The organism is Paenibacillus sp. 01L418 (genome assembly GCF_056400045.1).
This window is the reverse complement of the sequence record NZ_JBFTSN010000487.1, coordinates 1-8508: the sequence shown is the minus strand read 5'-3', so window position 1 is coordinate 8508 and position 8508 is coordinate 1. Positions and strand designations below refer to the sequence as shown.

The following is an 8508-nucleotide window of genomic DNA, read 5'->3' as shown; positions in this document are numbered from 1 at the left end:
TTCGTCATCTTCCTTGCCGCCTTCAATAACACGAAACGGCACGGTCTTGGAGCGGTTTTTGTTCGTTCTCGTTTTGCTTGCAGGAGCACGTCTTTGTGTGACATGTACTCCTCCTTGCCGCGTATTGTAACCTTTTAAGAAAGAAGGCGGATATTTATATAGCAAGAAAATGCCGCCAAGCACCACAATGGGAATTAGAAAGGTTATTGGGCTTTGGATAACGCTGTAAACGAGACCGATCAACAGCAGCGCCAAAAACGATATGGACCAAACATTCCATTTGCTTGGTATTCTGCTCATTGTAATTCCGCCTTTCCTTTTTCAATAGAAATTATTTCATTTGTTTGTCTAGTTCAAGCATGCGCTTGAAGGAAGCAATGGATACCGCAACTTGCTCATCACGCGGTTCTTTGGTCGTTAGAAGCTGCAGCCATAGTCCCGGATATCCGAGGTAGCGCAGCACTGGAATTTCACGCAAAGCATTTGTCCAGCGAAGCACCTCGTAGGAGAGGCCAAGAACGAGTGGAAGCAGTAAGATACGGATGTAGACGCGTTCCCAAATGGTGTCCCAAGTAAAGAAAGGCAACGAGTAGACAACAACTCCTACAATAACAGTGAACACGATAAAGCTTGAACCGCAGCGGTAGTGAAGGCGGCTGTACTTCTGTACATTTTGAACCGTAAGCTCTTCACCAGCTTCATAAGTACTAATTACTTTATGCTCAGCTCCATGATATTGGAACAACCGCTTAATTAACGGTGTCATGGAAATGAAATACAAATAAGAAAGCAGCAAAATAATTTTGATAAGTCCTTCTAATAGGTTATGACCAATTTTATTTTCAAATACCCCTGAGAAAAGAAGTTCCTCGAGCGCTGCGGGTGCAGCAGTGAAAATAAGTTTGCCGAAAATAAAGGAAAGCACGCCAGCGACAGCGACGCCAACAATCATGCTGAGACTCCAGCCTTGCTTTTTCTCTTCCTTTACTGCAGCAGGTTGTTGATTGCTGTCTGTTTCTTTACCCTCACCGGCTTCATCCTCAGCGTAGGCTTCCATAGAGAAGTTCAAATGCTGGGAGCCTTTGGCGCTTGATTCAAGAATGCCGACAACGCCTCGCACGAGAGGGATTTTTTTCAAAGCTTGAATCCAGTTCTTCGTAGTGCGAGGTACTTCATAAAATACGATTTCATCATTTTTGCGCCGGACAGCTGTTACGTTAACGTGTTTACCAGCAAACATAACGCCTTCAATAACCGCTTGTCCGCCATATATGCTTCGGGAGTCTTGCGGCAAGTGCTTGTCACCTTCCTTGATTGGAATATCGTCTTAGCTGTTGCGACGAATGTACCTTATCTTTGTATGTCTATTGTACTTGATCTATCAGTCAATTGCCAACGTCAGCGTACATAAAGGAAGGGATAAGCAAGTTGACGGTAAAGTATGGTTATCCATCGCTATTATTTCACATACTAATTCGGACAACTATGGAAATAAGAGTGGAGGCTTAGCGTAATGGCTAACAATAAACAACGAAACCAATATGATAAACAGGATCATGTAACAAACCCGTGGCTTTACGCAATCAAAATCGGTTTTTTTGCTGGCTTAATATGGGGCATTGTACGCTGGATGTTCTTTGAAATGAATTTTACGAAGGTGCTTCCCGGATTTGTAGCAGATCCTTTTTTTAAAGCGTCTTTTCTAAAAACAGGATGGGGAGAAGTTGTAAGTATTGGAGCGTTTATTATTTTTTCTATTGTGGCTGCCTTTCTATATAAAGTTATACTTGGGAAGCTGCGAGGACCTTGGCCGGGTATCGTGTACGGATTGGTTTGGTGGGCGATTTTGTTTATTGCGGTGGGACCACTGCTCGGCGTTATGCCAGGCATCACGAAAGCGGGCTGGAATACGCTTTACACAGAGTTGTGTGTCTTTCTTTTATGGGGTGTATTCATTGGTTATTCGATTGCTTTTGAGTTCACGGATGAAGCATCGAGGGAGCCTGCGAAAGCTCAGTAGCGAGTTCTACTTCTCAAGCGGCAGACATTTGTGGTAAAATGGCTAATGATCTTTGAACCTATGATGGATTCGGTTGCTTGGGAGGTGCATTGATGCACAAAATTGTTGTTTTAAACGGACCGAACTTAAATATGCTCGGCATTCGTGAGCCTAGCGTATACGGGACAGAAACACTTGCAGACATCGAATCGCTCTTGAAGGATAAAGCTGAGGCGCTTGGCGTCTCCGTTGAATTTTTCCAAACGAATCATGAGGGCGATATGATTGATCGAATACATAGTGCGTACGGCAAAGCAGACGGCATTGTCATCAATCCTGGTGCTTGGACTCATTACAGCTACGCGCTTCGCGATGCGCTTAGCACCGTTGATTTGCCGATTATCGAGGTGCATATGTCGAACATTCACAAGAGAGAAGCGTTCCGTCATACGTCCGTCATTGCTGCGATTGCAGTCGGTCAAATTGCCGGCTTCGGGTCTGATAGCTATGAGCTTGGTCTAACTGCGCTCGTGCGTCACTTGAACAAACAGTAATAAGTTAAGAGAGGGTGAAGCGGTTATGGCAAACGATAGAGTAAAACGACTTCGGCAGCTGATGGAAGAACATCGCTTTGAAGCGATACTAATTGGAAGCGAGTATAACCGTCGCTACATAAGCGGATTCACTGGTTCGTCAGGCATGGTGTTGATTACGCTAAGCGAAAGCTATTTGCTGACGGATTTCCGCTACCGCACACAAGCGCCGCTGCAGGCGGTCAATTTTCAAATTGTTGAGCATGGTTCGAATCCGCTTGCGGATGTGCTTGAGCTGCTAAGACAACATAAGCTGTCGAAGCTGGCTTTTGAACAAGACCATGTCGTATACAGTGAATTTACAGCTTGGTCGAAAACATTAGAAGGTATCACGCTTGAGCCTGCCTCAGGATTAGTGGAACAGCTTCGCTACATTAAGGACGAGGCAGAACTTCAAATTATGCAGGAAGCTGCCGATCTTGCGGACAGCACCTTCAATCACATTTTGAAGCTCATTCGCCCAGGAGTTCGTGAAACGGATATCGCACTTGAAATGGAAGTTTATATGCGCAGCCATGGCGCGACTTCTTCTTCCTTCGATACGATCGTAGCCTCAGGCGAGCGCTCTGCGTTGCCGCATGGAGTAGCTAGTGATCGAATTATTGGGAATAATGAGTTTGTAAAGCTTGATTTCGGCGCTTATTACAACGGTTATTGCTCCGATTTGACACGCACAGTCGTGGTCGGCACTCCGACAGCTAAGCATCTCGAGATTTACAATATCGTGCTTGAAGCGCAGTTGCATGCACTTGAGCATATTAAGCCAGGCATGACCGGTCGTGAAGCGGATGCGCTAACTCGCGACATTATTACGAAATACGGTTATGGCGATCTATTTGGACATGGTACCGGACACGGTCTAGGCATGGAAATTCATGAGGCCCCTAGGTTGTCCAAATTCAGTGAAACGATTTTAACCCCCGGCATGACGGTTACGGTAGAACCCGGCATTTACGTACCAGGCTTCGGCGGCGTACGCATTGAGGATGACATCGTTATTACGGAAACCGGTATTAAAATATTAACCTCATCCCCGAAGGATTTAATCACTCTGGGTTAAGGACTATTCATTCAGGAGGGAATCAGCAATGATTTCAGTAAACGATTTTAAAACAGGCTTGACCGTGCAAGTAGACTCCGATATTTTTACAGTTCTAGACTTTCAGCACGTAAAACCTGGTAAAGGCGCTGCATTCGTACGCTCTAAGCTGAAAAACCTTCGCAACGGCAACGTTGTTGAGAAAACGTTCCGTGCAGGCGAGAGCATTGGCCGCGCGATCATCGAAAACCGTGAAGTGCAATATTTGTATAACTCCGGTTCGGAGTATACCTTCATGGATAACGAGACGTTTGACCAATTTAACTTGGACAAGAAACAGCTTGAGTGGGAGCTTAACTTCCTGAAAGAAAACATGAACGTTAACATTTCGAGCTATCAAGGTGAAATCCTTGGTATTCAAATGCAAAACAGCGTAGATCTGAAAGTTATTGAAACAGAGCCGGGCGTGAAGGGCAACACAGCGCAAGGTGCAACAAAAACAGCTAAGGTTGAAACTGGCCTTAACGTTCAAGTTCCACTGTTCATTAACGAAGGCGACGTTTTGGTAAGCGCAATGTGATATAATATTGACTTGTATGTATATGTCAGGTTTAGGAGTGAATCGGCTTTGTCGTTAATCGTGATGAAGTTTGGCGGCAGCTCCGTTGGAACGCCGGAGCGGATGCAGCGTGTAGCAAAACGTATTATTGAGAGGCAGCAAGAAGGCAACGATATCGTTGTTGTTGTTTCTGCCATGGGAGATACGACAGACGATTTAATCGATCAGTCGAAACAGCTAAATCCAAATCCGCCGGCGCGGGAAATGGATATGCTTTTAACAGTTGGAGAGCAAATTTCGATAGCCTTGTTATCGATGACCGTACATCAGCTTGGTGCAAAGTCCGTTTCCTTCACGGGTTGGCAAGCAGGCATTCGTACAGAAGCGGTGCATGGTAAAGCGAAGATGACTAATATCCATCCAGAGCGTGTGTTCAAAGCGCTTGAAGAGGGTAATGTAGCTATTATTGCAGGTTTTCAGGGGATGACGGAAGAGGGAGAAATTACAACACTCGGCCGCGGCGGTTCTGACACGACTGCAGTTGCAATGGCAGCTGCGATGAAAGCAGACGTTTGCGAGATTTATACCGATGTTGACGGTATTTACTCAACGGATCCTCGCGTAGTCAAAAATGCGCGCAAGCTAAATGAAATCTCTTATGATGAGATGCTGGAGCTAGCTAATTTAGGCGCTGCTGTATTGCATCCGCGTGCGGTGGAATACGCTAAGCATAACAATGTAAAGCTAGTTGTGCGTTCAAGCTTTACTCAAAACGAAGGTACAAGTGTGAAGGAGGAAGCGGTCATGGAGCAAGGCGTGGTCGTTCGCGGCATCGCGTTTGACAAAAATGTAGCTAGAATCAGCATTATGGGAGTTGAGGATGTTCCTGGCGTGCTTGCAAATGTGTTCGGCGCATTAGCAAACAACGGTATCGATGTGGACATTATCGTACAAAGCGGTGTTCAGGACGGCAAAGCCGATTTCTCCTTCACGCTTTCAGGCGATGATAAAGATAAAGCGATCTCCGTTATCGAGGGAATTCGCGGCACTGTTCCTTTCCGTGAAACGACATCGGAATCCGAACTTGTAAAAATCTCGATCGTAGGTGCTGGCATGGTCAGCAATCCAGGCGTAGCAGCGAAAATGTTCGCAACCATATCTTCACTAGGTGTTAGCATTAAGATGGTAAGCACATCTGAAATTAAATGTTCTTGCGTTATTAATGCAGAGCCCCTCAGCGAAGTTGTACGTGCACTTCATACTGCGTATGGTCTTGATACAGCAGAGCAGGCATTTGTAGGCGGCCCTCAGGATCGCCGTTAATCTAATAGAAATAACAAAAGCGTGCTTCCTCGTTAGGGAGCACGCTTTTTCTTGTTTTTATTAACTTGGAATTTCAACCATTCCTCGTTAATTGATCACCGTTCAGTCTAGGTACTTCTTGATAGATATCGATAGCGGAGCATGCCTCTATGTCTTTTTTCATTCCTAGCTTTATCAGTTTTTTTCCGGTCATTCCGTTCATGATCGTTTCTTTCACTTGAGTGGAGCGATTTCGGTACAAAGCGAGCATCGCACAGCCAAAGTCATCCATCTCTATAGCGAAGTGGATTAAGCCTTGAAGTCTATCAAGTACAAGGCCGGCACACAAGCCATCCTCAATAGCAAATTCATCGTGACTCCCCGCGCACAAAATAACGACATCTCTCCGCAGCTCGATCGCTGCGCGTGCGCAAGCCTCCGCATTTAGAAGCGATGCGGTCAACACATGATCCGCCCTCATTGATTTATGGATTGCCCTCGTTCCGTTCGTAGTCGTCAAAATAATTCGTTTGCCAGCGACGGCCTGCTCGGTGTATTCCTCTGGCGAATTGCCAACATCAAAACCCGCGATTTTCCGGCAAAAGCGTTCTCCTCCAAGCAAATCTCCCGGTCGCTGAAGTGCTCGCGCTTCCATTACCGTTTCAGCAGGAATGATGCATGAAGCTCCCGCAGCAATAGCGGTAACAATTGTACTTGTAGCTCGCAAAACATCGATAATAATTGCCGTTTTATGATGAAATCTTGCCGAGCTCGCTTCGTTCACACTGGATATAACCTGCACTTGCATCGTTGTTATTCCGCCTTTCTCAAACTCAATTCTTTATGATATGCGCCTAACAACGTGCCTGTGCCCGGCATGAAAGACAGACAAGCCAGCATATGATTAAGGAATAGTCGTTTCATTGAAGGGAGGTTATCCATTCATGCTAAATAAAATTGTATTAACGATGGCTTCACTGCGGCTGACGTCTGGAACAATTGAGATCTGCGCTGCACTGCTCATGCTTCGTTTAAACCAAATTGACAAGGCACTAGTAGTAAACTCATCACTTGCTTTAGTAGGCCCGCTTATTCTGATAGCTACAACAACGGTGGGGCTCGTCGGGATGTCCGATAAGCTGTCGCCAGGCAAGTTTCTTTGGGTAGGAGCGGGCGTCATTTGCTTGATGATCGGTATTTTGAAAAAATAATAGATTTCAACTCTAGCATTTATGAAATGGGGCAGACATATTTTCGCAATACAAGCATACAAATAGGAACTACGAAGGACAAACATCCGGGAGTGATAATCATATGCTGGCACGCGTATCACATTTATTGCCTTTGGAGCTGAAGACGCTGCTGGAGCGCCTTCCTGAACAAATGCAGGAGCAGCTGGAGGAAATTCGGATTCGAGAGGGACGACCGCTAGAAATAGGGTTCCGCGGACAGTCTCGATTTATGATGATTGACGGGACGCTGCGTCAGGCTGCCGACGGAGCATACAAGCCTTCGGCAGACACATGTCGCAAGCTGCTCGAACGCATTACCAACTATTCCTTGTATGCGATGGAGGAGGAACTGAGAAGGGGCTTTATAACGGTTTCAGGCGGACATCGCATTGGACTAGCGGGCAGGACGATACTCGACAGCGGCGTTGTGAGGGGTATCCGCGATATTGGCGCATTCAATATTCGAGTTGCTAGAGAAGTGATCGGAGCGAGTGCGCTTCTCCTGCCCAAACTAATCGATCGGACGAGAAAAACGCTGCATTCCACTCTCATTCTAGCTCCACCGCAGCAAGGAAAAACAACACTCGTACGAGACATTGCGAGATCAGTCAGCTATGGGTTATGGCCAAGCCTAGAAGCAAGCGGATGGCAGGGCCGAAAGGTAGGAATTGTAGATGAGCGTTCAGAGATTGCAGCCTGTGTTCGCGGTATTCCAACATTTGATGTTGGACCTAGAACCGATGTTATGGACGCTTGTCCGAAGGCAGAAGGCATGATGATGCTGCTTCGCTCAATGTCGCCAGAGGTCATGATTATTGATGAGATTGGACGGCCTGAGGATGCGGAAGCCATCCGAGAAGCAAGCCACGCGGGAATTAGTGTAGTCGCAACCGCGCACGCCTACGATTTGCAGGATGCTAGAGGCAGGCCGGTGCTGCTGAAGCTGCTGGAAGAAGGGGCTTTTACCTACGTGGTGGAGCTGAAGCGCACAGATCAAGGTATCATGCACCGCGTCGTTCCTGCTGAGGCAGTCGCCGAACGAGCTCTTGCACGCGAGCCAAAGCCACCTAATCGGCAGCTTGCGGATACCGCACCTTCATTCTCTGGTCGATTCCGAGCTGGTGACCCGTGATAAAGCTGTTAGGTGCGGTTTTGGTCCTGTTTGCAGGCACGATGATAGGCTTCCAGCAAGCAGCGAAATTCGCCGAACGTCCAAGGCAGCTAAGACAGCTGGCACATGCACTGCAAAGGCTGGAGACAGAAATCGGTTATGGTCATACTCCATTGCCAGAAGCACTGGAGAGGACTGCTTCTGCTACTCCGGAGCCGTTAGCAACCATTTTTCGCAAGGCAGCAAACGGGGTTTGGGAAACCGAAAGCTTTACCTTCAGCGATAGCTGGGAGCAAGCGATAAAGTCACAATGGGATGCAACATCGATGCGAAAAAACGAACAAGCCGTACTTATACGTTTAGGAACGACGCTTGGTATAAGCGATAAGGAAGATCAAATGAAGCATATACATCTTGCGTTATTGCAGCTGAAGGCTGAGGAGGACGCTGCGAGAGACGATCAGGGGCGTTACGAGAAAATGTGGAAAAGTCTCGGAATTTTGATCGCCGTTCTGGTCGTCATTTTGATGGTGTAGTGGGGTGCCGCATTGATGAATATGGATGTGAGCGCCATTTTCCAAATTGCTGGAATCGGAATTGTTATCGCAATGATACATTCGGTGCTGAAGCAAATGGGAAAAGAAGATATGGCGCACTGGGTAACGCTAATCGG

Annotated in this window: 12 protein-coding genes; 9 read left to right on the top strand and 3 right to left on the bottom strand. The window is 46.8% G+C overall.

Going from position 1 to position 8508, the window contains the following annotated elements; genetic code table 11:
- Positions 1-300 (bottom strand): hypothetical protein (locus AC1DSE_RS31050; RefSeq protein ID WP_477528757.1); only part of this gene is annotated, 300 nt, incomplete at its 3' end.
- Between the two features lie 31 nt (positions 301-331).
- A complete protein-coding gene (locus tag AC1DSE_RS31045; protein WP_339203375.1) occupies positions 332-1294 on the bottom strand; it encodes a DUF1385 domain-containing protein in 963 nt (320 codons plus the stop codon).
- 219 nt (positions 1295-1513) lie between these two features.
- Between AC1DSE_RS31045 and AC1DSE_RS31040 the strand changes: the two genes are divergently transcribed.
- The 5 genes from AC1DSE_RS31040 to AC1DSE_RS31020 all read left to right on the top strand — a co-directional run bounded on the left by AC1DSE_RS31040 (position 1514) and on the right by AC1DSE_RS31020 (position 5513).
- Positions 1514-2020 carry a YqhR family membrane protein gene (locus AC1DSE_RS31040; RefSeq protein WP_441886137.1) on the top strand — a complete coding sequence of 169 codons (507 nt, stop codon included), beginning with the start codon at positions 1514-1516 and terminating at the stop codon, positions 2018-2020.
- A 92-nt stretch (positions 2021-2112) separates the two neighbouring features.
- On the top strand, positions 2113-2553 hold the full coding sequence (aroQ, locus tag AC1DSE_RS31035; protein ID WP_477510510.1) for a type II 3-dehydroquinate dehydratase: 441 nt from the start codon (positions 2113-2115) through the stop codon (positions 2551-2553).
- A gap of 25 nt (positions 2554-2578) precedes the next feature.
- The gene (locus AC1DSE_RS31030; RefSeq protein ID WP_477510511.1) at positions 2579-3652 is read left to right on the top strand and encodes a M24 family metallopeptidase; all 1074 of its coding nucleotides are present in this window, start codon (positions 2579-2581) and stop codon (positions 3650-3652) included.
- Positions 3653-3680: 28 nt separating this feature from the next.
- Positions 3681-4211 carry an elongation factor P gene (efp, locus tag AC1DSE_RS31025; RefSeq protein ID WP_477528756.1) on the top strand — a complete coding sequence of 177 codons (531 nt, stop codon included), beginning with the start codon at positions 3681-3683 and terminating at the stop codon, positions 4209-4211.
- A gap of 48 nt (positions 4212-4259) precedes the next feature.
- Positions 4260-5513: an aspartate kinase gene (locus AC1DSE_RS31020; RefSeq protein ID WP_477510512.1), complete on the top strand. Its 1254-nt coding sequence runs from the start codon at positions 4260-4262 to the stop codon at positions 5511-5513.
- A gap of 73 nt (positions 5514-5586) precedes the next feature.
- On the opposite strand, the gene AC1DSE_RS31015 is transcribed toward AC1DSE_RS31020, so the two are convergent.
- Entirely contained in the window at positions 5587-6300 is a 714-nt protein-coding gene (locus AC1DSE_RS31015) for a 2-phosphosulfolactate phosphatase (RefSeq protein WP_477528755.1), read from the bottom strand.
- Between the two features lie 136 nt (positions 6301-6436).
- Here AC1DSE_RS31015 and AC1DSE_RS31010 point away from each other — a divergent pair, with 136 nt between their 5' ends.
- From AC1DSE_RS31010 to spoIIIAC, 4 genes are all read left to right on the top strand, one after another.
- Positions 6437-6703, top strand: a complete 267-nt coding sequence (locus AC1DSE_RS31010; protein WP_076266945.1) for a YqhV family protein — start codon at positions 6437-6439, stop codon at positions 6701-6703.
- Between the two features lie 103 nt (positions 6704-6806).
- Positions 6807-7856 carry a stage III sporulation protein AA gene (gene spoIIIAA / locus AC1DSE_RS31005; RefSeq protein ID WP_441961164.1) on the top strand — a complete coding sequence of 350 codons (1050 nt, stop codon included), beginning with the start codon at positions 6807-6809 and terminating at the stop codon, positions 7854-7856.
- Positions 7853-8371 (top strand): stage III sporulation protein SpoIIIAB, encoded by a 519-nt coding sequence (gene spoIIIAB / locus AC1DSE_RS31000; protein ID WP_076266947.1) that lies wholly within the window; start codon positions 7853-7855, stop codon positions 8369-8371. Before spoIIIAA ends, spoIIIAB begins: the two co-directional genes overlap by 4 nt.
- Positions 8372-8386: 15 nt before the next feature.
- A partial coding sequence (gene spoIIIAC, locus AC1DSE_RS30995; protein ID WP_477528758.1) for a stage III sporulation protein AC occupies positions 8387-8508 on the top strand: 122 nt, incomplete at its 3' end.

What these genes read in the sequence shown, in the direction of transcription:
- AC1DSE_RS31040 (WP_441886137.1), top strand. Translation starts at nt 1,514, where the DNA reads ATGGCTAACAATAAACAACGAAACCAATATGATAAACAGGATCATGTA.
- aroQ (WP_477510510.1), top strand. Translation starts at nt 2,113, where the DNA reads ATGCACAAAATTGTTGTTTTAAACGGACCGAACTTAAATATGCTCGGC.
- AC1DSE_RS31030 (WP_477510511.1), top strand. Translation starts at nt 2,579, where the DNA reads ATGGCAAACGATAGAGTAAAACGACTTCGGCAGCTGATGGAAGAACAT.
- efp (WP_477528756.1), top strand. Translation starts at nt 3,681, where the DNA reads ATGATTTCAGTAAACGATTTTAAAACAGGCTTGACCGTGCAAGTAGAC.
- AC1DSE_RS31015 (WP_477528755.1), bottom strand. Translation starts at nt 6,300, where the DNA reads ATGCAAGTGCAGGTTATATCCAGTGTGAACGAAGCGAGCTCGGCAAGA.
- AC1DSE_RS31010 (WP_076266945.1), top strand. Translation starts at nt 6,437, where the DNA reads ATGCTAAATAAAATTGTATTAACGATGGCTTCACTGCGGCTGACGTCT.
- spoIIIAA (WP_441961164.1), top strand. Translation starts at nt 6,807, where the DNA reads ATGCTGGCACGCGTATCACATTTATTGCCTTTGGAGCTGAAGACGCTG.